Genomic DNA, 21,418 nt, shown 5'->3' with positions numbered 1-21,418 from the left:
AACGACACACACGCGCGCATGCAACAACTCTTCCGTCTTCCGCTGCTTGGAGCCACCGTGGTGCTGATGGCGCTCGCAGGCTGCCAGAACACGCCGCACCGCGCGCCGGTGGAGGACCGCACCGTCGGCAAGGGCTCGACCGCGCAATCGTCCATCCCCGGCACCGCCGTCACGCCGGCGCCCGAATCCAAGCCGCTCCCCGGCGCCGAGAACGCCGGCAAGCCCGGCTACTACACGGTCAAACCGGGCGACACGCTGATCCGCATCGCGATGGACAACGGCCAGGGCTGGAAGGACGTGGCGCGCTGGAACGGCATGGACAACCCCAACCTGATCGAGGTGGGTCAGGTCTTGCGCGTGGTGCCGCCGGGCGTCGACCCGACCGCGGTGACGACCAAGCCGCTGGCGACCTCCAAGGTCGAGACCCGTCCGCTGGATGGCAAGTCCCCGGCTCCGGCGACGACCGCCGCCGCCGCCTCGGGCCCCGCCAGCGGCGCCGCTGCGCCGACGCCGCCGGTGGCGACCAAGGACGATGACGATATCAGCTGGGGCTGGCCCTCGTCCGGCCCTGTGGCGTCGCCCTTCGACGAGGTCCGCAACAAGGGCCTGTCGTTCTCCGGCAAGGCCGGCGATCCGGTCTTCGCGGCCGCCGATGGCCGCGTGATGTACGCGGGAGCGGGGTTGCGCGGATACGGCAACATGATCATCATCAAGCACAGCACGAACTATCTGACCGCGTACGCGCATAACCAGACGCTGCTGGTGAAGGAAGACCAGGTGGTGCGCAAGGGTCAGAAGATCGCCGAGATGGGTAGCAGCGACGCCGACGCGGTGAGACTGCACTTCGAGGTGCGCAAGCAGGGCAAGCCGATCGATCCTTCCAGGCTGCTGCCCGCGCGCTGAGGCGCTCAAGGAGGCGCCGCGACATGAACCTGCAACGCGCCTCTTCCTCCGACGGACACCTGCCCGATGGCCTGGATCACCCTGGCCACCCGGGCCGTTTCCAACTCCCTCCCGAACTCACGGCCGACGCCGCCGCGGAGCCGGCCGATGAGCGCGAACTCGCGCCGGCCGCCGATGGCCCGGCTCCGGCCGCGGCCGCCGATGGCGACGAGGACGACGACGTCCGCGCGCTGCGCGACGCCGAATCGGAAGCCGGCCGCGCCAAGGCGCGCAAGGGCGATCTCGGTCCCGCCGACGGCGATGCGACCAATGCGCTGCAGGCCTACCTGCGCGACATCCGCCGCACCCCGCTGCTGACCCCCCAGGAAGAGTTCGCCACCGCCGTCAAGGCGCGCGCCGGCGACTTCGAGGCGCGTCAGGCCATGATCGAGCACAACCTGCGCCTGGTCGTCAGCATCGCGAAGAACTACCTGGGCCGCGGCCTGCCGATGAGCGACCTCATCGAGGAAGGCAACCTCGGCCTGATGCACGCGATCGGCAAGTTCGAGCCCGAACGCGGCTTCCGCTTCTCGACCTATGCCAGTTGGTGGATCCGCCAGGCGGTGGAGCGCGCGCTGATGCATCAGGCGCGGCTGGTGCGTCTGCCGGTCCACATCGTTCGTGAACTGAATCAGGTGCTGAAGGCGCGCCGCGCGCTGGAGGCGGCCGCGGCGCAGCGCGGCGGCGAAGGCGTGGTGCGCGCCGAGGACGTGGCCCAGGCGCTGGGCCGGCCGGTCGACGAGGTGGCGGAACTGCTGGCCTACGCGGAGCTGCCGAGCTCGCTGGATTCGCCGGTCGACCGCAACGGCGACGGCGGCGAATCGATGCTGGACCTGGTCGCCGATGAACAGGCCATCGATCCCGTCGGGCACCGGCTCAGCCATGAACTCGAGGATCTGCTCAAGAGCGGGCTGGCCTCGCTCAGCGACCGCGAGCGCGAAGTGCTCGCCGGCCGCTACGGACTGGCCGACCGCGAACCGGAGACGCTGGACATCCTGGCGGTGCGGCTGGGCCTCACGCGCGAACGCATCCGCCAGATCCAGATCGAGGCGCTGGCCAAGCTCAAGCGCAACATGATGCGGCAGGGCATCAGCCGCGACTCCATCTTCTGAACCCCATCGGCTGAATTCAGTCCCCTCGGGCCGCGCTGGGATAATGCGCGCCCATGACTGACGTATCGGAATGGCTGAAGGTCGAATCGCTGGACCTTGAAGCGCAGGGCGTGGCCCACAACAGCGAAGGCAAGGTGGTGTTCATCGAGGGCGCCTTGCCCGGCGAGGAAGTCCAGGTCGCCGTCGGCCGCAAGAAGAACAACTGGGAGCAGGCCGCGCTGGTGGCGATGCGCCGTGAGAGTTCCCAGCGCGTGCGTCCCGTCTGCCCGCATTTCGGCCTACACCCGGGCGCCTGCGGCGGCTGCAAGATGCAGCACCTGCACCCGGCCGCGCAGGTCGCGGTCAAGCAGCGCGTCCTGGAGGACAACCTCTGGCACCTGGGCAAGGTCAAGGCCGAGGCGCTGCTGCGTCCGATCGAGGGGCCGGCCACCGGCTACCGCTACCGCGCCCGCCTGTCGGTGCGCTACGTGCCGAAGAAGGGCCACGTGCTGGTCGGCTTCCATGAGCGCAAGAGCCGCTACATCGCCGACATGCAGGTCTGCAAGGTGCTGCCGGAGCAGGTCAGCGCGATGCTGATGCCGCTGCGCGACCTGATCGGCTCGATGGACGCGCGCGACCGGCTGCCGCAGATCGAGCTCGCCATCGGTGACACCGGCGGCACGCAGGTCATCGCGCTGGTGCTGCGCCACCTGGAGCCGCTGAGCGCGGGCGACCTCGCCAAGCTGCGCGCCTTCGCGGCCGGGCGCGGCGTGCAATGGTGGCTGCAGCCCAAGGGGCCGGAGACGGTGCACCTGCTCGATCAGGGCGGCCCGGAACTGGCGTACACGCTGCCGGAGTTCGGCGTGCTGATGCCGTTCAAGCCGACCGACTTCACGCAGGTCAACCACCACATCAACACGGTGCTGGTCGGCCGCGCGCTGCGCCTGCTGGGCGTGCAGGCCGGCGAGCGCGTCATCGACTGGTTCTGCGGCCTGGGCAACTTCACGCTGCCGCTGGCGACGCAGGCGGGCGAGGTGCTGGGCATCGAGGGCAGCGAGGCGCTGGTGCAGCGCTCGCGCGAGAACGCCAGGCGCAACGGGCTGGATCACAAGGCGAGCTTCGTCGCGCGCAACCTGTTCGAGATGACGCCGCAGCTGCTGGCCGCCGATGGCGCCGCCGGCCGCTGGCTGATCGACCCGCCGCGCGAGGGCGCGTTCGCGCTCGTCAAGGCGCTGGCGGAGCTGGTCAAGGATCCGTCGCTGGCGCCGGGCTGGACGCCGCCGGAGCGCATCGTCTACGTGTCGTGCGCGCCGTCGACGCTGGCGCGCGACGCGGGGCTGCTGGTCCACGTGGCCGGCTACCGCTGCACGATGGCGGGCGCGGTCAACATGTTCCCGCACACGGCGCACGTGGAAAGCATCGCCGTCTTCGAGCGCGATCCCGCGGCACAGGCGCGCATCGCCCGCGAGGCCGCGGCCGGCGCCGATGCCTCGCCGGACCCGAGCGCTGAGTTCATCGCTGAAGGAGCCTGAAGCGGCCGCGGGCGGGCGCATCTCGGGCCGTCCTCCGGGGACGCGCTCGTAGAATCGTCGACTTCGGTTTCTCCCGCCCAGGCAGGTTCTCCAGATGTCCGGCAGCACTTTCGGCAGCTTGTTTCGCGTCACCAACTTCGGCGAGAGCCACGGTCCGGCCATCGGCTGCGTGATCGATGGCTGCCCGCCGGGGCTGGCGCTGTCGGCCGAGGACATCCAGCCTGAGCTCGACCGCCGCCGCCCCGGCACCTCGCGCCACGTGACCCAGCGCCAGGAGCCGGACCAGGTCGAGATCCTGTCCGGCGTCTACGAAGGCCTGACCACCGGCACGCCGATCTGCCTGCTGATCCGCAACGTGGACCAGCGCAGCAAGGATTACGGGAACATCCTCGACACCTTCCGCCCCGGCCACGCCGATTACACCTACTGGCGCAAGTACGGCCTGCGCGATCCGCGCGGCGGCGGCCGGTCCTCGGCCCGGCTGACGGCGCCGATGGTCGCGGCCGGCGCGGTGGCCCGCAAGTGGCTGAAGCAGGAACTGGGCATCGGCTTCCGCGGCTGCATGACCGCGCTCGGCGAGATCGACGTCGCCTTCGAGGGCTGGGACCACGTCGGCCAGAACCCGTTCTTCGCCGCCAACGCGTCGCAGATCGAGGCGCTGGAAGCCTACATGGACGCGCTGCGCAAGGACGGCGACTCGGTGGGCGCGAAGCTGATGGTCGAGGCCACCGGCATGCCGGCCGGCCTGGGCCAGCCGCTGTTCGACAAGCTCGACGCCGACATCGCCTACGCGATGATGGGCATCAACGCGGTGAAGGGCGTCGAGATCGGCGCCGGCTTCGAGAGCGTGCGCCAGCGCGGCAGCGAGCATGGCGACGCGCTGACGCCGGAGGGCTTCGCCAGCAACAACGCCGGCGGCGTGCTGGGCGGCATCTCCAGCGGCCAGGACCTGCGGGTGTCGATCGCGATCAAGCCGACCAGCTCGATCCGCACGCCCAAGCCGTCCATCAACCGCGCGGGCGAGCCGACCGTCGTCGAGACCTTCGGCCGCCACGATCCCTGCGTCGGCATCCGCGCCACGCCGATCGCCGAGGCGATGCTGGCGCTGGTCGTCATCGATCACGTGCTGATGGACCGCGCGCAATGCGCGGACGTCGAGCTGCCGATCCCGGCGATCGCCGCCCGGCGGCCCGAGGCCAGCTGAGCCTTCCCCGCCGTCCGTCCCCCACCTGGATCTGCATTTCGTCCTTCATTCGAAGGATTTCAGTCCCGGAGAAAAGCAGGCCATGACGCGCAAACTGCAATTCGTCGCAGGTCGCTCACAGGTCAAATTCGGGATTCCTACACTCCGCCGCATTCAAGGATCATCGGACCGGTGATCCCATGTCGACGGATGGGGGAGATCATGCGCAAGCAGTGGTGGTTGGGTGGTGTGGCGGTGGCCGTGCTGGCTGGCGGTGCCGGCGTGTACGCCACGAGCGCGGGCCATGCGTCCGCGCCCAAGAAGGACGCCGGCAAGCCGGCCCTGGAATTCCAGGCCAGCGAGGTCGTCAAGCCGGTGCTCGCCGCGATGCCCGGGGTGATCGAGTTCTCCGGCCCGCTGGTCGCGCCCAACACGGTGGTCGTCCGCGCCAAGGCGTCGGGCAGTCTGGACCGCCTCGCGGTCGTGGAGGGCAACCGGGTGCGGGCCGGCCAGGTGCTGGGCCAGCTGGACCTGGAGGAACTCCGCCACAAGGTCGCCGAGCGCAGTGCCAGCGTCGAATCCGCGCGCGCCATGTACGAGCAGTCCGAACGCCAGTTCAAGGCCAATCAGGGACTGGCGTCGCAGAACTTCATCGCGCCCACGGCGCTGGACAACTCCCGCGCCCAGCTCGAGTCGGCGCGCGGCCAGATGCTGTCGGCGCAGGCCCAGCTGGGCACCAGCGAGGTCCTGCTGCGCCAGGCGGCGCTGATCTCGCCGATCAACGGCATCGTCGCCAAGCGCCACACGCTGCCCGGCGAGAAGGTGGCCGCCGAGCAGCAGGTGCTGACCATCGTCGACCTGTCCAAGCTGGAACTGGCCGGCCTGGTCGGCACGCATGAGGTGGGCAAGCTCTCGCCCGGCATGTCGGTGCAGGTGAAGGTCGAGGGCGTCGACGAGCCGGTGACGGCCCGCATCGCGCGCATCGCGCCGGCGGCCGAGCCGGGCACCCGCTCGATCGGCGTGACGCTGGCGCTGGACAACCCGGGCGAGCGCTTCCGCGCCGGCCAGTACGCGGTGGCCCGCGTCGAGCTGGCCGACGACAAGCAGCGCCTGACCGTGCCCGCGACGGCCATCGGCAGCGTCTCCGGCCAGGAGCATGTCTGGCTGATCGACAAGGGCGCGCTGGTGCGCCGCATCGTCACCACCGGCCGGCGCGACGCGCGGGAAGGGCGGGTCGAGATCCTGGCCGGCGTGACGCCGCAGTCGCAGGTGCTGGGCGCGCGCTTCGACAACCTCAAGGAGGGGGAGCGCGCCGAGATCCGCGTTCCCAAGGCCAGTGTCGCCAGCGCGGCCGCCAGCGGCGCCGCCGCTCAATAACCGGGGAGCCGCACCATGTGGATGACCCGCGTCTCGATCCGCAACCCCGTCTTCGCCACCATGGTCATGGTCGCGCTGTGCGTGCTGGGGCTGGTCGCGTATTCCAAGCTGGGCGTCGAGCAGTCGCCCGACATCACCTTCCCCGGCGCGCAGATCGACATCCAGTACCCGGGCGCCTCGCCCGAGGCGGTCGAGCGCGAAGTGGCCAAGCCGCTGGAGGAGGCGCTCAACACCATCGCCGGCGTCGAGCGCGTGCAGTCGCGCAGCTTCGAGGGCCGGGTGCAGACCTCGGTCGAGTTCTCGCTGAACGCCGACATGAACCGCGGCATGCAGGAGATCCGCGACCGCGTCGCGATGGCGCAGGCGCAGTTCCCGCGCGACGTGAAGCCGCCGATGGTGCAGCGCTTCCAGGGCGAGAACGCGCAGCCCATCATCGTGGCCGCGCTGATGAGCCCCAACCGCACGCTGCGCGAGCTGTCGATGCTGGCCGACCTGACCGTGTCCAAGCGGCTGGGCCGCGTCGAGGGCGTGGCCAAGGTGGACGTGGGCGGCATGGCGGTGCGCGAGGTCCGCATCGACCTCGATCCCACCCGGCTGCGCGCCTACAACATCACCCCGGCGGAGATCTCCAAGGCGCTGAACGCGGCCAACACCGACGCGCCGGTGGGCCTGATCTCCAACCACTACGACGACGCGATGCTGCGCGTCGAGGGCAAGGTCAAGGATCCGAAGCAGTTCGCCAATGTCGTGGTGGCGCGCCGCGGCGACCTGGCGCTGACGCTGGGCGACCTGGGCACGCTGAGCGAGCGCGAGCGCGAGCTCGACTCCATCGCCCGCATCAACGGCCAGCCGGCGGTGAGCTTCAACATCTTCAAGCAGCAGGACGCCAACATCGTCGCCACCGGCGAGGCCGTCAAGGCCGCCGTCGAGGAGCTGCGCAAGACGCTGCCCAAGGACATGGAGCTGCGCCTGGTCTACGTCAACAGCGACTTCGTGAAGCACTCGCTGGACGGCCTGCGCCACACGCTGATCGAGGGCGCGCTGCTGACCGTGGCGATCGTGTTCCTGTTCCTGCACAGCTGGCGCTCGACCATCATCACGGGGCTGACGCTGCCGATCTCGGTGATCTCCAGCTTCATCGCGATCTACGCCTTCGGCTTCACGCTGAACTTCATGACGATGATGGCGCTGAGCCTGTGCATCGGGCTGCTGATCGACGATGCCATCGTCGTGCGCGAGAACATCGTGCGCCACGTCGGCATGGGCAAGGGCCACCACCAGGCGGCCGAGGACGGCACCAACGAGATCGGCCTGGCCGTGATGGCCACGACCTTCGCGATCTGCGCGGTGTTCGTGCCGGTCGCGTTCATGGGCGGCATCGTCGGCAAGTTCTTCTATCCGTTCGGCATCACCGTCGCGGTGGCGGTGCTGGTGTCGCTGTTCGTCAGCTTCACGCTGGACCCGATGCTGTCCTCGGTCTGGCCGGACCCGCCCAGCGCCTACGTGAAGAAGGTGCCGGTGATCGGCCACCTGATCCGCGCCACCGATGCCGCGATGGACGTGCTGCACACCGTCTACGAGAAGACGCTGCGCTGGGTGTTCTCGCCGCGCCGCTACCGGCTGTGGGTGCTGCCGTCCTTCGGGCGTCCGTTCGGCGCCGATGGCGAGCGCGACAAGTCCGCGCCGCGCCGGCTGCGCCCGGCCACCATCACGCCGCGCGGCATCGTGACGCTGTCGGGCATCGGCAGCTTCGTGCTGGCGATCCTGCTGGTGCCGGCCGTGGGCAGCGAGTTCCAGCCCCAGGTCGACCAGGGCTTCACCCATCTGACGCTGCGCATGCCGGTGGCCACCAGCCTGGACCGGGGCGATGCCAAGGTGCGCCAGGTCGAGGAGATCCTGGCGAAGTTCCCCGAGATCAAGACCGTCTCGACCGTCGTGGGCAGCAGCGGGGAAGGGCTGGCCACCGGCCGCAACCAGGCCAACCTGGACATCGCGCTGGTGGACCGCAAGGAGCGCAAGCGGACGCAGACCCAGGTCGAGGACGCGATCCGCGCCGAGATCGCGCGCATCCCCGGCGTCGAGGTCAGCGTCGGCTTCAACCGGCCGGTGTGGGTGACCATCCTGGGCTCGGACCCGGAGGTGCTGACGCAGGTGGCCAAGGACTTCGCCGAGAAGGTCAGGAAGATCAAGGGCGCCGTGGACGTGGACACCACCGTCAAGCCGGGCCTGCCGGCCTTCGCGGTGAAGCTGCGCGACTCCGCGGTGCGCGAGCTGGGCTTGAACGCGGTGCAGGTGGCCTCGTCGCTGCGCGCCTACGTCAACGGCGACATCGCGACCTACTGGACCACGCCGGACGGCAACCAGGTCGAGGTGCTGCTGCGCCTGCCCAAGGCGCAGCGCCAGAGCATCGAGCAGATGCGCGGCCTGCCGGTGGCGTTCGCCAAGGACGGCTCGCCGATCGCGCTGGAGCAGGTCGCCACGATCGAGCCGGTGTTCAACCCCGAGGTGATCCGCCGCCAGAACCTGCAGCGCCGCGAGGCGGTGTATGCCGGCGTGCAGGGCCGCCCGGGCGGCGACGTCAACGCCGACGTGCAGAAGCTGATCAAGGAGACGCAGTTGCCCCCGGGCATCAGCTTCATGGTCGATGGCGACGGCAAGCAGCAGGCGGAGGCCTTCAACGGCCTGCTGATCGCGATGGGCCTGGCGCTGATCTTCATCTACATCGTGCTGGCCAGCCAGTTCGGCAGCTTCGTGCAGCCGGTGGCGATCATGGCCTCGCTGCCGCTGGCGCTGATCGGCGTGATGCTGGCGCTGCTGCTGTGGAAGACGACGCTGAACGTGTTCTCGATGATCGGCCTGGTGATGCTGATGGGCCTGGTGACGAAGAACGCGATCCTGCTGGTGGACTTCGCCAACCATGCGCGCAAGGACCAGCAGCTGTCGGTGCCCGAGGCGCTGCTGCAGGCGGGCCTGATCCGGATGCGGCCCATCATCATGACGACCGCGGCGATGGTGTTCGGCATGCTGCCGATGGCGATCGCGCTGAACGAGGGCGGCGAGATGCAGGCCCCGATGGGCCGCGCGATCATCGGCGGCGTGATCACGTCGACCCTCCTGACGCTGGTGGTGGTGCCGGTGATCTATTCCTACCTGGTGAAGGGCCGCAAGACCTTCACGGCGGAGGCGGCCGGCGCATCGCCGTCCGCACCGGCCACGGCCTCCGAGGGGAACGCCGTGATCGGGACCCCGGGCACGCCCGCGCCGGGGATCGCCGATTGAGGGTTGAAGACGGAGCTGACTCATCGGAGCTAGCTCAGCAAGGTCGGCGGACGACAGCGGTTGACCCGTCTAGACGATGGCGCGGAGGCGGAGCGGCGACGGACAGTCGCCGTTCCGTCAACGTCTGGACGATTCCGCGATGTCCTTCCAGCCCACGCCGCCTTCGATCCGCCTGCCGCTGCGCAGCCAGCTGCGCACCCTCTCCCTCGCTCCGTGCGTCGCCGCGACCGCGCCGGACTGCCGCGCCGATCCGGTCGCCCAGACCACGCTCGCACTCCGCGACCTGCGGGTGACCCCGTCCTGGCTGTCACTGGTCCTGCTGGCCTGCGCCGTGCCCTTGCTGACGCAGGGCCTCTCGTCGAACGCCTGGCTGCCGATGGCCTTCGGGCTGGCGCTGATGGGGCTGCTGACGGCCTGCTTGGCGGTGGGCATCGAGACCCTGCGCGGTTTGCGGCTGCGGGTCGCGCCGCCATCGCTGTGCTTCGCCGGGGACACCGCGATGCTCGCGCTCTCGGCCCGGAACCCATCCGGACGTGCGCGCAGCCACATCGCCGTGACGCTGGGCGAGCCATCGCTGCCGGGCGGCACGCGCTGGCTGGCCGTCGCGGCGCGCGCCACGGACTCGGTGCTGATGCCGCTGCCGGCGATCAGATGCGGCTCGCAGGCGATCCCGCGCGTCCGCCTCGAAACGCGCCATCCCTTCGGTCTCCTGCGCGTGCGCGCCACCTGGCGGCCGCCTGGCGAGTGGCAGGTCCGGACCCGGCCCGCGCCGTTCTGAACGCAGACCTGGAGGGAAGGGCGCCGGGAGGCGCTCAGCAGCTGTCCCGCATCACGAGCTGGAAGCCGAGGTCCACGCAGGTCTCGGGCACCGGCTCGTTGTGCATCAAGGCCACCAGCATGCGGGCCGCGTGCAGGCCGATGTCGCCGCGAGGCGTCCGCACCGTGCTCAGCGGCGGGAGCATCTGGTCCCCGCCAGTCAGGTCGTTGAAGCCGACGACGGCGACGCGCTCGGGCACCTTCAAGCCCAGGCGCAAGGCCTGCAGCAGCGCGCCCTGCGCCAGGTCGTCGTTGTTGAAGAAGATCGCGTCGACGTCCGGCGCGGCCCGCAGCACGCGCTCGAACATCGCCGCCCCCAGCGCGAAGGACGACGGCGCCGAGTCCATGAACTCGAGCGCCGGATCGTGGGCCGCGCCGAGCGCGGCGCGGTAGCCCTCGGCGCGCTGCAGCGTGCGCGGATCCAGCTGCGCCGCGGCGAACGCGATGCGGCGGTAGCCGCGCCGCAGCAGCTCGGCGGTCATCGCATGGCCGGCCGCCTGCTGCGAGAACCCGACGGAATAGAGACCGGGCTCGCCGCGGTTCTCCATCACATGGACGCAGGGCACGCCGCTGCCGTGGAGCAGCGCGCGCGCCGCGTCGGTGCGGTCGAAGCCGGTGACGAGCAGTCCGGCGGGCCGGTTCATCAGATAGGTGCGCAGCAGCGCTTCCTCTTCCTCCGGGTGGTAGTGGGTGACGCCGATGAGGCTCTGGTAGCCGGCGGCGAGCAGCGTGCGCTGCGCCGCGTCGAGCAGGTCGACGAACAGCGCGTTCGACAGCAGCGGGATGAGCACCACGACCTGGTTGCTGCGCGCCGAGGCCAGCGCGCGCGCCGCCGGATCGGGGATGTAGCCCAGCTGCGCGACGGCGGCGGTGACGCGTTCGACCAGCTCCGGTGCGACGCTGCGCTCGCCGCGCAGCGCGCGGGAGGCGGTGATCGGGCTCACGCCGGCCGCCCGTGCGACGTCTTGCAGCGTGGCGCGGCCGGTGGCCCGGCGGCGTCTGGGGGAGGGAGCGTTCATCGGCAGGAGGATAGCGCTGTCCTCCCTGCGCGGGATCCGGGCGCTGCCCCAGGGCGTGGCGCGGGGGAGGCACTGAAACCTCGCGTAATCCCTATCCTGGTGCCACGATGCACCACCTAAGATAGCGCTATCCCGCCGTGTGAAAGGCTCTCGCGGCGGGTGGCCCTCCAGTGACGAGGACTCGACGGCGACCCCGGAATTTCCGGATCGCCGTCTCTTTTCAGCATTTGGGATAGCGCTATCCAATGACGCCGCCGACCGCCTCCACCCCCTTGCCCGCTGCCCGCGCCATCGTCGTGATGGGCGTGGCCGGCTGCGGCAAGACCAGCGTCGGCGAGGCGCTGGCGCAAGCGCTGGGCTGGCCCTTCATCGAAGGCGACGCCCATCACGCCCCGGCCTCGATCGCCAAGATGCAGGCCGGCCAGCCGCTCACCGACGAGGACCGCTGGGGCTGGCTGGACCGGCTCGGCGAGCTGCTCGCCGGCCAGGCACCGGTGGTGCTGAGCTGCTCGGCGCTCAAGCGCGCCTACCGGGACCGTCTGCGCGCCGCGTGTCCGTCGCTGGGCTTCGTGTTCCTCGAGATCGACAAGCCGCTGGCGCTGAAGCGGGTCGCCGCCCGCGCGGCGGGCCACATCTTTCCGGCGAGCCTGGTCGACAGCCAGTTCGCCACGCTGGAGCCGCCCACCGGCGAGCCCGGCGTCGTGACCGTGCCGGCGGCGCTGCCGGTGGCGGAGCAGGTGCGGCACGCGCTCGCGCCGCAGCACAACCAGGAGACCGCGCCATGACCCCCATCCATCAGGACGTCCCCGCGCCCGCGCGCCGTTCGCGCTGGCAGACCGCCAGCGAGGCCGCGATGGCCCTGTGCCTCGGCGTCATGGCACTCGCCGTGTTCGTCAACGTCGTGCTGCGCTACGGCTTCGGCAGCGGCATCGCAGCGAGCGAGGAGCTCTCGCGCCTGCTGTTCGTGTGGATGGTCTTCATCGGCGCGACCGCGGCCTATCCGCTGGGCGAGCACATGGCCTTCACCAGCCTGCTGCTGCCGCTGCGGCGCAAGCCGGCGGCGCTGCGCGCGATCACCGCGCTGATCCGCGTCGCCGTCATCGCCGCGGCCGGCCTGGTCGGGTGGGGCGCCTGGCAGCAGGTCGTGGTGGGGCTGGAGAGCCGCTCGGTGGTGCTGGGTTACTCCAACGCGCTGCTGCCGCTGCCGGCGCTGCTGTCCTGCGCCGCGATCGCCGTGATCGCGCTGTGGGAGCTGATCCGCAACCAGCCGCTGGACCTCGATCACGAGTCCGACGTCGAGTAAGGGCAGGACGACCATGAGCAACGAGGCACTGTCCTTCATCGTCTTCTCCGGCGGCATGCTGCTGCTGATGGGCCTGGGCATCCCGATGGCCTTCGCGCTGGTGCTGACCGGCGCGGGCATGGCCTGGGCGCTGGAGTTCTGGGACACCCAGCTGCTGGCGCAGAACCTGGTGGCCGGCATCGACAGCTTCCCGCTGCTGGCCGTGCCCTTCTTCATCCTGGCCGGCGAGCTGATGAACGCCGGCGGCATCAGCCGGCGGATCATCCAGATGGCGCAGGCCTGGGTCGGGCACATCCCGGGCGGGCTGGGCTTCGTGGCGATCGGCGCGGCGGTGCTGATGGCCAGCATGAGCGGCTCCGCGCTGGCCGACACGGCCGCGCTGGCCACCATCCTGCTGCCGATGATGCAGCGCCACGGCTATCCGATGGCCACCTCCGCCGGGCTGATCGCGTCGGGCGGCATCATCGCGCCCATCATTCCGCCGTCGATGCCCTTCGTGATCTATGGCGTGACGACCAACACCTCGATCTCGGCGCTGTTCATCTCGGGCATCGTGCCGGGGCTGGTGATGGGGCTGGGCCTGCTGATCGCGTGGAAGCTGCAGCTGCGCCGGATCGACCTGCCGCCGGGCACCGCGCTGCCGATGCGCGAGCGCCTGACCGCGACCGCCAAGGCCTTCTGGGCGCTGCTGATGCCGCTGATCATCATCGGGGGCATGAAGACCGGCGTGTTCACGCCGACCGAGGCGGCGGTCGTGGCGGCGTTCTACGCGCTCGTGATCAGCTTCGCCGTCCATCGCGAGATGGGCCTGCGCGAGCTGCATGGCGTGCTGGTGCGCGCGGCCAAGACGACGGCGATCGTGATGTTCCTGTGCGCTGGCGCGCAGGTGGCGAGCTACATGATCACGCTGGCCGACCTGCCGGGCGTGCTGACCGGCTGGCTGGGCGGGCTGATCGAGTCGCCGCGCCTGCTGATGGCGCTGATGATGCTGATCCTGGTGGTGATCGGCACCGCGCTGGACCTGACGCCGACGATCCTGATCTTCGCGCCGGTGATGCTGCCGATCGCCGTCAAGGCCGGCATCGACCCGGTGTACTTCGGCCTGATGTTCGTGCTCAACGGCGCCATCGGCCTGATCACGCCGCCGGTGGGCACGGTGCTCAACGTCGTGGCGGGCGTGGGCCGGCTGTCGATGCACCAGGTCATCAAGGGCGTCAATCCGTTCCTGATCACCTACACGCTGATCCTGGTGCTGTTCACCGCCTTCCCCGCGCTGGTGACGGAGCCGATCCGCTGGATGCGCTGAATCCGGATCCGAGTCCGAATTCGAGTCCAAATCGAGTCCAAATCGAGTCCTTTCCCCCCTAGGAGACAACCATGAGCTTCAAGACTCGCCGCCGTACCCTGGCCGCCGCCGCCGCGCTGGCCACGATCGCGCTGGGCGCCGCGTTGCCGGCCGCCGCCGCCGACGTCAAGCCGCGCCTGATCCGCTTCGGCTACGGCCTGGCGGAGAACAGCAACCAGGGCCGCGCCGTCAAGGTCTTCGCCGACGAGGTGCAGAAGCTCTCCGGCGGCAGGATGCGGGTGCGCGCGATCGGCGGCGCGGCGCTGGGGCCGGACACGCAGATGCAGCAGGCGCTGATCGGCGGGGCGCAGGAGATGATGGTGGGCTCGACGGCGACGCTGGTGGGCATCGCCAAGGAGATGGCGCTGTGGGACACGCCCTTCCTGGTCAACAACGTCCGCGAGGCCGACGCGCTGCTGGACGGGCCGGTGGGCGACAAGGTGCGCGGCAAGCTGGCAGAGAAGGGCCTGGTCGGCCTGGTCTACTGGGAGAACGGCTTCCGCAACCTGACCAACAGCAAGCACGCGGTCAACAAGCTGGAAGACCTGAACGGCATCAAGCTGCGGGTGATGCAGAACAACGTGTTCCTGGACAGCTTCAAGCAACTGGGCGCGAACGCGGTGCCGCTGCCGTACTCGGAGCTGTTCACGGCGCTGGAGACCAACGCCGTCGATGGCCAGGAGAACCCGTACAACACCATCCTGTCGGCCAAGTTCTACGAGGTGCAGAAGTACCTGACGGTGACGAACCACGTGTACAGCCCGTGGATCGTGACGGTGTCGAAGAAATTCTGGGACGGCCTGTCCAAGGACGAGCAGGGGATCCTTCAGCAGGCGGCGGTCAAGAGCCGCGATTTCGAGCGCAAGGACACGCGCGACGAGGCCGCCAAGGCGCTGGCCGAGCTCAAGGCCAAGGGGATGGCGGTCAACGAGCTGAGCCCCGCCGAGACCGCCCGCATGCGCGACAAGCTGACCCGCGTGAACGCCGGCATCGCGACGCAGGTCGGCATGGACCTGTGGACGCAGACGCAGGAGCAGCTGGCGAAGCTGCGCGGCGGGAAGTGATCGCGTGACGCGGGGCACGCCGCCACGGTAGGCTGCGGGCTTCGCCGCCACCGGACGCCGCCGCGCGCCCTTCCGACATGCCGACCGCCAAGCCCAGTGCTCCATCCAACGTCAAGACCGCTGCCAGGTCCAAGGCAAGAGCCGGCACCCGACCCAAGGCTGTCCCCGAGACCGGGCTGGCGGCCGAGCCGTCGGCCGCTCCCCGCCTGATCGACCTCGCGCTGCAAGGCGGCGGCTCTCACGGCGCCTTCACCTGGGGCGTGCTGGACCGGCTGCTCGAGGACGGCCGGCTCCAGGCCGACGGCGTCTCCGGCACCAGCGCCGGCGCGATGAACGCCGCCGTCCTGGCCACCGGCTTCGCCAAGGGCGGGGCGCTCGGCGCGCGGCAGGCACTGTCGCGCTTCTGGCAGGACGTGTCGGGCGTGCCGGCCTGCTTCGGCGTCGTCGGCGCCGTTGGCGAGACGGCCGGCCCCGGCCACGCCGCGCGCATGGAGCTCCCCGCCTGGGTCTACAACCGCAGCGCCTGGCCCGGCTACGCGGCCTGGGACGCCTGGATGCGGCTGTGGAGCCCCTATCAGCTGAACCCGTTCAATCTCGATCCGCTGCGCGACATCGTCCGGCGTCACGTCGACATCGAGGCGCTGCGCGACGGACCGGTCAAGGTCTTCGTCGTCGCCACCTCGGTGCGCACCGGCCAGCCGCGCGTCTTCAGCGGCGAGGACCTGAGCATCGAGGCGCTGATGGCCTCGGCCTGCCTGCCGCACGGCGCGCAGACGGTGGTGATCGACGGCGAGCCGTTCTGGGATGGCGGCTATTCGGGCAATCCGGCGCTGTGGCCGCTGGTCTACGGCACCGCGTCGGACGACGTGCTGCTGATCCAGATCAATCCGCGCGAGCACGCCGGCATCCCGCGCACCGCGGCCGAGATCGACGACCGCATCAACGAGATCACCTTCAACGCCAGCCTGGTGGCCGAGCTGCGCGCGATCGCCTTCGTGCAGCGGCTGCTGCGCGACCGGCGCGTCGATCCGACGCATTACAAGCAGATGCGGCTGCACCGCATCGCCGACGAGGACGGCCTGGCGCCGTTCGGCGCGTCGAGCAAGCTCAACACCGATCCGGGGCTGCTGACGACGCTGTTCGGGCTCGGCCGGACGGCGGCCGACAAGTGGCTGGGCACCTGCGCCGCCCATGTCGGCCACGAGAGCACGCTGGACATCGGCGAGGTGTTCCTCGCCAACCGCGTGCACAACGCCAAGCCGGCGGTCAAAGCGCCCGGTCGTACGCCCCGGCCCGCGCGTCCAGGACCATCCGGCCCCACTCGTTGAGCACCAGCGCGCTGCCGCGCGGCTGGATGAAGCGATGGACGACGGCGTCCTCGGGATCGAGCTCGACGGCGCTGCCATCGGGCCGGTGCGCGATCAGCACCGGGCGCTGCCAGCTGACCATCTTCGCGCGGCGGTTGCGCGGATCCAGGTCGAGCGCCCACTGGAAGTTTGGCCGGCCCAGGATGATGAGCTCGCCCAGCAGCAGCCCGAGGTCGCCGAGGAAGGAGAAGACCAGCTCGTCGCCGCGCCGGTGGCTGGCGAGCCAGCGCGCCGTGGACGCCAGCGCCCGGTGCCGGTCGTGCAGCGCGGGCATCGCGTCTTTCATCCAGACATGCAGCGCGTCGAGCAGGGCCGACGGGTCGGCGCCGGCCAGCGCGGGCGCGGCATCGATGCCGGCCTCGTCGCGCAGCAGCGCCGCGACGATCTCCAGCCGGGCCGCCCGCTGCGTCAGCAGCGCCTCCAGGTTGGCCTGCGCCTGGGCGGGCGTCAGCGACGCGCCGTCCCCGGGATGGGGCAGGGTGTAGGCCGGGTAGCCGGCCAGGCGCCGCTCGAGCGTGGACCCGGGCGGCGGGGCGATCTTCTTGAGCCAGTTCAGCATCGCGCCATCTTCGCAGGCGCGGCGTTCAGAACCATCCCTTGATCGTGTCGAAGGCCCCCTTGGCGAGCTGGTCACCGCCGAAGGCACCGATCGCGCCCCCGATCAGGCCGCCCACCACCGTGCCGCCGACCGGCAGGATCGCCGTGCCGATGGCCGCGCCGGTCGCCGCGCCGCCCCAGCCGCCCAGCGCGCCGCCGGCCACGCCGGCGACCGCGCGCCCGGTCTTCTCGCCGACCCGGTTGCCATCCGCGTGGAAGGCGCTGCCGACCTCGATCGCATCCATCACCGCGCCCACGGGCCGCAGCACCTTGCCGGCGCGCTCCAGCGCCACGCCGGTCTGGCGCAGCGTGCGGTTCTCGGCGAGCGCCTGGGCATCCTTGGCGACCTGCTCGACGATGGTGCTGCTCTTGGACGTGTAGCCGACCTTGGACTCGATCTCGAAGCGCGTGCGGTTGCGCGGATCGCCGCCCCGCGTGTCGGCGACGACGTCGACGCGCCGGCTGCCGCCGTTGCGCGGCTGTTCGATCGACACGTCGTGCCCGGTGGCGCGCCAGCGGTCGGCGATCGCGTCACGCGCCAGCGCGCCGTTGGTGTTGTTGGCCACCGCCTTGGGGATGCCGGCCGACTTGCCCACCGAGTTCGGCGGCGCCGCGTGCGGCGTGGCGTTGAACTCGATGCCGTGCGAGCTCAGCAGCTCCCGCAGCGGCGACGAGAAGCCGCTGCGGCCGGTCCAGGCGCTGGTGGTGTTCTCCCAGCGCTTGACCAGGATGGGGTTGTCGATCAGCAGGTTCTTGCCCTGGCTCGCCATCGCCTGGCCGGCGGCCCACAGGCCATTGGGCGCCAGTTCGGCGGTCGCCGTGACCACGTCCTGGTTGAAGCGCGACAGGTCGCCGACGCGGCCCTGCGCGATCAGCTCCTTCTCGATCGAGGCATGCGCCTGCGAGGCGGCGTCGAAGTCCTTGACGCTGGCCTCGGCGACCCAGCCGGCCAGGCGCCGGGTGTCGACCGCGCCGGTCTTGGGGTTGGCCGCCTGGGCGATCAGGTCCCGGGCCTCGCCGCGCTGGACGGCGGGGGACGCGTTCGAGACGTTCGAGGCGGCCGGCGCCGGGGCGGGCGCGGGCGAAGGGACGTTGGATGTACGGGTGGCGTCGGCCAGCATCGCGTGCTCCTTGCGTTTCGGGCTGGCTGGCATTGCATCGCGCGGTGGCCGGCGGTGAAAGACGGGACCGTCCCCAGCTAGGGGCGTCCCTAACCGGGGCCGGCCCGGTTGTCGCTGGCCGCATCCGGGCCCTAGCCTGTGGCCGCGAACCGCGCGTGGATTCCACCGACTGTTTCCAAGTGAAAACCAGCGGCGGGCCGTCGCGTTCCCTTAACGGAAGCCTCACGAGCGCCTCCGAACATCGCGCCCCAGCTTTCGGCGTGCGCTGATCGCGCAGCCATCACGCCCCCTCGCGGGCTCATCACAGGGAGACTTCGATGCGATCCGTCCAGTTGCTCGCCGCCACCGCCGCCATGGCGGCCGGCCTCGCCCAGCCGATCGAGGCCAATGCCTTCGCCCAGGAGACCCACAGGCGCATCGCCATCGACGCGGTGCGCTACATGCAGCGCCATGCCGGCGCCACGAACTACGCCAAGCTGCTGGCCGGTGTCACGCGCGCGGGCTACACGATCGACCAGTTCGCCGAGCAGCTCGGCCAGGGCGCCTATGACGTGGACGACTTCGCCGACACCTACCTGTGCGGCGCGATGACCGGCGACTGCGTGCTGGCGCCGGTCTGGGGACTGGGATCGGGCATCGTCAACTACACCTCGTACTGGCACTTCCAGAACCGCACGCAGGGCCCCGACGTCCATGGCAACCCCTTCGGCGGCTACAACTACGCCAAGCTGACCGTGAAGGGCGACATCGACGACCTGGCCGCCGCGTGGCTGGTCGGCGACCACCTGGACGACGGCAAGGGCGGCATGAAGGGCTGGTTCGGCGACGGCAGCAAGTACAACGCCTACGGCCTGACCGAGGCCAACTACCGCCAGGGCGGCAGCTCGACGCCGGCGATGTACGCGGACTTCGAGAAGGCGCCGTTCCAGCCGGTCGACAACCTCGGCCAGTACTGGTGGTCGCAGTTCCTGGCGCGGCCGACGGTGCAGAGCTTGGGCTTCGTGATGCACACGACCGACCTGCTGCAGCCGCATCACACCTGGACGACCTCGGCGCTGAACCACGCCGGCTGGGAGACCTGGGTCAAGGACTACTACGACAGCGAGGCGCTGGGCGACGACGCGCTGGTGACCGCCGCGCTGGCGGACTACACGCCGCTGGCGCCCACCGCCACCGACATCCGGCCGCTGCTGCGCCAGGGCGGGCAGATCTCGTACAGCCGCGGCGGCCAGGTGCTGTCGACGACCGATCACGCGGTGCGCAGCGACGTCGGACGCGTCGTCGTGCCGCACGCGATCGCGATGGTCGTGCATCTGCTGAATCGCGCGGCTGAGCGGCTGTGAGGGACGGGCGCGCGACTCGGGCCGGGCACGGAGTCCGCGCTCCGGGGGCATCCGGGACCGTGATGCTGGCCCTTGCGGCCCTTGCTGCCCTTGCGGTCCTGGCGGTCTTCCCCGCCGGCGCGGCACCCGTGCCGGTGGCCGCATCCGTCGCGGTCGACGCGCGGGCCGCGCCGGCCTGGGTCGCGCGTTTCGGCGACCAGACGATCCCGCGCCGGCCGGCCCAGGCGCTGTTGATGCTCGCCCGCCGCGAGCAGCCGGCGCTGACCCTGCCCGAGCTGGCGCGCTACCTGGGGCTGGACCTGCTGCTGGGCGACGCGGCGGCGCGCGAGGTCGGCGATGCGACGCTCTTCGCGAGCCGCCGCGTCGGTTTCGCGCCGGAGGTCGACGTGCGGCGGCAGTGGCTCGCGACGCTCCAGCAGATCTGGCCGGAACGCATCGAGCGGGCCTGGACGGGCGCCAGGCTCGAGCAGCCGGTGACCGTCGACGCGCGGGCCTGGACGGCGCTGTGGGCGCAGGGGCAGGGCGGCGGCCTGCGTCTGGACGAGGCTCTCGATGACGGGCAGCGCGACGCGGCCTCCCGGCTGGTGCTGCTGCGGCATCGCGCCTTTGGCGGCATGCCGGCGGGCGCGATCACCGTCGCCGACGTCTGGCCGATGCAGAACGTGCAGGGGCGGCGGATGCTGCGCATGGGGGACCTCGACTTCGCCCGCGCGCAGGCCCGTCAGCTGCTGCGCGAGCACTTCGTCGAGCAGTGGCTGCGCCGCGAGAGCGGATGGAACGGCGTGGAGCTGGACTTCGTCCGCCGGGTCGTCCAGGCGCGGCAGCGCAAGCTCGCCTGGGTGCGCTGGCAGGGGCTCACCGGCGATCCGCACGGCGACGCGCCGGCGCGCGATGCGCTGGCGGCGTCGGTCTCGGCGGACGAGATCGGCGCGTACTACCGCACGCATCTGGATCGCTTCACGCGGCTGGAGGCGGTCGATGGGCTGCATCTGCGCTGCCAGGAGGCCGCCTGCGGCGAGGCCCGCGACCTGCGCGGTCAGGCGGGAGTGATGCCGCTCGCGTGGCGGCTAGGCGATCCCAAGCCGGCGGCCGAGCTCGATGCCTGGGCGCTCGACCTGCTCCAGGCCTGGCCGGCCGGCATGGCCTCACCGGCGATCCGCCATCCCGACGGCCATGGCTGGGAACGGGTGCAGGCACTGGCGGTGAAGCGCGGCCACCATCCGGTCGACAGCGAGACGGTGCGCCACGAGGCGCGACAGGCGATCGCGCAGGAGAAGCTCGAGGCTGCGTGGCGCCGCCGGCAGCGCGAGCTGCTGGCGTCGGCGGGAATGCAATGGGCGCCGGACATGACGCCGCCGGCCTCGCCCTTCGAGCCGGAACTGCCGCCCATGGGTGGCGAGGAGCATGGACATGCGCATTGATCGCGGACGCGTCGATCTGAAGATCGCGGTGGCGCTGGTGGTGATCGGCGCCGTGGCGGCCTGGCTCGCGATGGGCGGACCCGCGGATGCCTGGGACACGGCCGCCGCCGCGCCGACTCGGGCGCCATCGGCGCCCGTGACGCCACGGTTTGGCGCCGGGCCCCTCCAGGCAGCGGATCCCGCCGCATCCGGCTCGGAGGGCGTTGCCGCGGCGCCGGACGTTTCCTCGCCGCAGGCACCTTTGGCGCCGCCATCGCAGGCGCCTTCGGAGGTGCCGGCCGCCTGGACGCTGGCCGATGCCCGCGTGGCCGGCGACGACCGCGCGCCGCCCGTGCAGCGTCCGGCAGCCGAACCGGCGACGCCCGCATGGCAGCTTGACGACCATGCGGGCTATGTGCGCCGCGAGCAGGACCGTCATCAGAGGGTGCAGAAGGCCTTCGTCGACGCGGCCGACCGCGAATTACCGCTGATCGACCAGCAGCTCGAGCGCGGCCGCGCGATGGGCCTGCCGGCGGAGCAACTGGCCAAGGGCGAGGAGAAGCGCCGCCGCATCGCCGAGATGCGCGCGCGGATGCAGGCGGAACTCGCGGCGAGCGGCGCGGCGCCTTGAGTTTGGTG

General features: G+C 71.0%; 18 protein-coding genes. 15 read left to right on the top strand and 3 right to left on the bottom strand.

The window, feature by feature from the left end; all coding sequences use genetic code 11:
- Nucleotides 1-18 precede the first annotated feature (18 nt).
- The 7 genes from ACEN96_RS16950 (at nt 19) to ACEN96_RS16920 (ending at nt 10,182) form a co-directional block, all read left to right on the top strand.
- Nucleotides 19-903, top strand: a complete 885-nt coding sequence (locus ACEN96_RS16950; RefSeq protein ID WP_495584260.1) for a peptidoglycan DD-metalloendopeptidase family protein — start codon at nt 19-21, stop codon at nt 901-903.
- 23 nt (nt 904-926) lie between these two features.
- Nucleotides 927-2,054, top strand: coding sequence for an RNA polymerase sigma factor RpoS (rpoS, locus tag ACEN96_RS16945; RefSeq protein WP_495584259.1), 1,128 nt, complete (start codon nt 927-929; stop codon nt 2,052-2,054).
- Nucleotides 2,055-2,107: 53 nt separating this feature from the next.
- Nucleotides 2,108-3,565 carry a 23S rRNA (uracil(1939)-C(5))-methyltransferase RlmD gene (rlmD, locus tag ACEN96_RS16940; protein WP_495584258.1) on the top strand — a complete coding sequence of 486 codons (1,458 nt, stop codon included), beginning with the start codon at nt 2,108-2,110 and terminating at the stop codon, nt 3,563-3,565.
- A 94-nt stretch (nt 3,566-3,659) separates the two neighbouring features.
- Complete coding sequence (gene aroC / locus ACEN96_RS16935; RefSeq protein WP_495584257.1) at nt 3,660-4,769, top strand: chorismate synthase; 1,110 nt, start codon at nt 3,660-3,662, stop codon at nt 4,767-4,769.
- Nucleotides 4,770-4,970: 201 nt separating this feature from the next.
- Complete coding sequence (locus tag ACEN96_RS16930; protein ID WP_495584256.1) at nt 4,971-6,125, top strand: efflux RND transporter periplasmic adaptor subunit; 1,155 nt, start codon at nt 4,971-4,973, stop codon at nt 6,123-6,125.
- Between the two features lie 15 nt (nt 6,126-6,140).
- Nucleotides 6,141-9,404, top strand: coding sequence for an efflux RND transporter permease subunit (locus ACEN96_RS16925; protein ID WP_495584255.1), 3,264 nt, complete (start codon nt 6,141-6,143; stop codon nt 9,402-9,404).
- A 139-nt stretch (nt 9,405-9,543) separates the two neighbouring features.
- Entirely contained in the window at nt 9,544-10,182 is a 639-nt protein-coding gene (locus ACEN96_RS16920) for a hypothetical protein (protein ID WP_495584254.1), read from the top strand.
- A gap of 34 nt (nt 10,183-10,216) precedes the next feature.
- Here ACEN96_RS16920 and gntR read toward each other — a convergent pair whose 3' ends face one another.
- Nucleotides 10,217-11,239, bottom strand: coding sequence for an HTH-type transcriptional regulator GntR (gene gntR / locus ACEN96_RS16915; protein WP_495584253.1), 1,023 nt, complete (start codon nt 11,237-11,239; stop codon nt 10,217-10,219).
- A gap of 245 nt (nt 11,240-11,484) precedes the next feature.
- Here gntR and ACEN96_RS16910 point away from each other — a divergent pair, with 245 nt between their 5' ends.
- The 5 genes from ACEN96_RS16910 (at nt 11,485) to ACEN96_RS16890 (ending at nt 16,279) form a co-directional block, all read left to right on the top strand.
- The gene (locus ACEN96_RS16910) at nt 11,485-12,024 is read left to right on the top strand and encodes a gluconokinase (protein ID WP_495584252.1); all 540 of its coding nucleotides are present in this window, start codon (nt 11,485-11,487) and stop codon (nt 12,022-12,024) included.
- Nucleotides 12,021-12,542, top strand: coding sequence for a TRAP transporter small permease (locus ACEN96_RS16905; protein ID WP_495584251.1), 522 nt, complete (start codon nt 12,021-12,023; stop codon nt 12,540-12,542). Before ACEN96_RS16910 ends, ACEN96_RS16905 begins: the two co-directional genes overlap by 4 nt.
- Nucleotides 12,543-12,555: 13 nt before the next feature.
- Nucleotides 12,556-13,848: a TRAP transporter large permease gene (locus tag ACEN96_RS16900; protein WP_495584250.1), complete on the top strand. Its 1,293-nt coding sequence runs from the start codon at nt 12,556-12,558 to the stop codon at nt 13,846-13,848.
- Between the two features lie 71 nt (nt 13,849-13,919).
- Entirely contained in the window at nt 13,920-14,951 is a 1,032-nt protein-coding gene (locus ACEN96_RS16895) for a TRAP transporter substrate-binding protein (RefSeq protein ID WP_495584249.1), read from the top strand.
- A gap of 77 nt (nt 14,952-15,028) precedes the next feature.
- Nucleotides 15,029-16,279: a patatin-like phospholipase family protein gene (locus ACEN96_RS16890; protein ID WP_495584248.1), complete on the top strand. Its 1,251-nt coding sequence runs from the start codon at nt 15,029-15,031 to the stop codon at nt 16,277-16,279.
- Here ACEN96_RS16890 and ACEN96_RS16885 read toward each other — a convergent pair.
- Together ACEN96_RS16885 and ACEN96_RS16880 are read right to left on the bottom strand one after the other, a co-directional pair.
- Nucleotides 16,218-16,877, bottom strand: coding sequence for a hypothetical protein (locus tag ACEN96_RS16885; protein ID WP_495584247.1), 660 nt, complete (start codon nt 16,875-16,877; stop codon nt 16,218-16,220). The genes ACEN96_RS16890 and ACEN96_RS16885 overlap by 62 nt on opposite strands.
- A 25-nt stretch (nt 16,878-16,902) precedes the next feature.
- The gene (locus ACEN96_RS16880) at nt 16,903-18,036 is read right to left on the bottom strand and encodes a glycine zipper domain-containing protein (RefSeq protein WP_495584246.1); all 1,134 of its coding nucleotides are present in this window, start codon (nt 18,034-18,036) and stop codon (nt 16,903-16,905) included.
- Between the two features lie 317 nt (nt 18,037-18,353).
- Between ACEN96_RS16880 and ACEN96_RS16875 the strand changes: the two genes are divergently transcribed.
- From ACEN96_RS16875 to ACEN96_RS16865, 3 genes are all read left to right on the top strand, one after another.
- Entirely contained in the window at nt 18,354-19,379 is a 1,026-nt protein-coding gene (locus ACEN96_RS16875) for a phospholipase (RefSeq protein ID WP_495584245.1), read from the top strand.
- 62 nt (nt 19,380-19,441) lie between these two features.
- Entirely contained in the window at nt 19,442-20,800 is a 1,359-nt protein-coding gene (locus tag ACEN96_RS16870) for a hypothetical protein (protein ID WP_495584244.1), read from the top strand.
- On the top strand, nt 20,790-21,410 hold the full coding sequence (locus ACEN96_RS16865) for a hypothetical protein (protein ID WP_495584243.1): 621 nt from the start codon (nt 20,790-20,792) through the stop codon (nt 21,408-21,410). Before ACEN96_RS16870 ends, ACEN96_RS16865 begins: the two co-directional genes overlap by 11 nt.
- Nucleotides 21,411-21,418: the final 8 nt, after the last annotated feature.

The organism is Roseateles sp. Mitsp63 (assembly GCF_059491535.1).
This window is presented reverse-complemented; position numbering and strand designations above follow the sequence as displayed.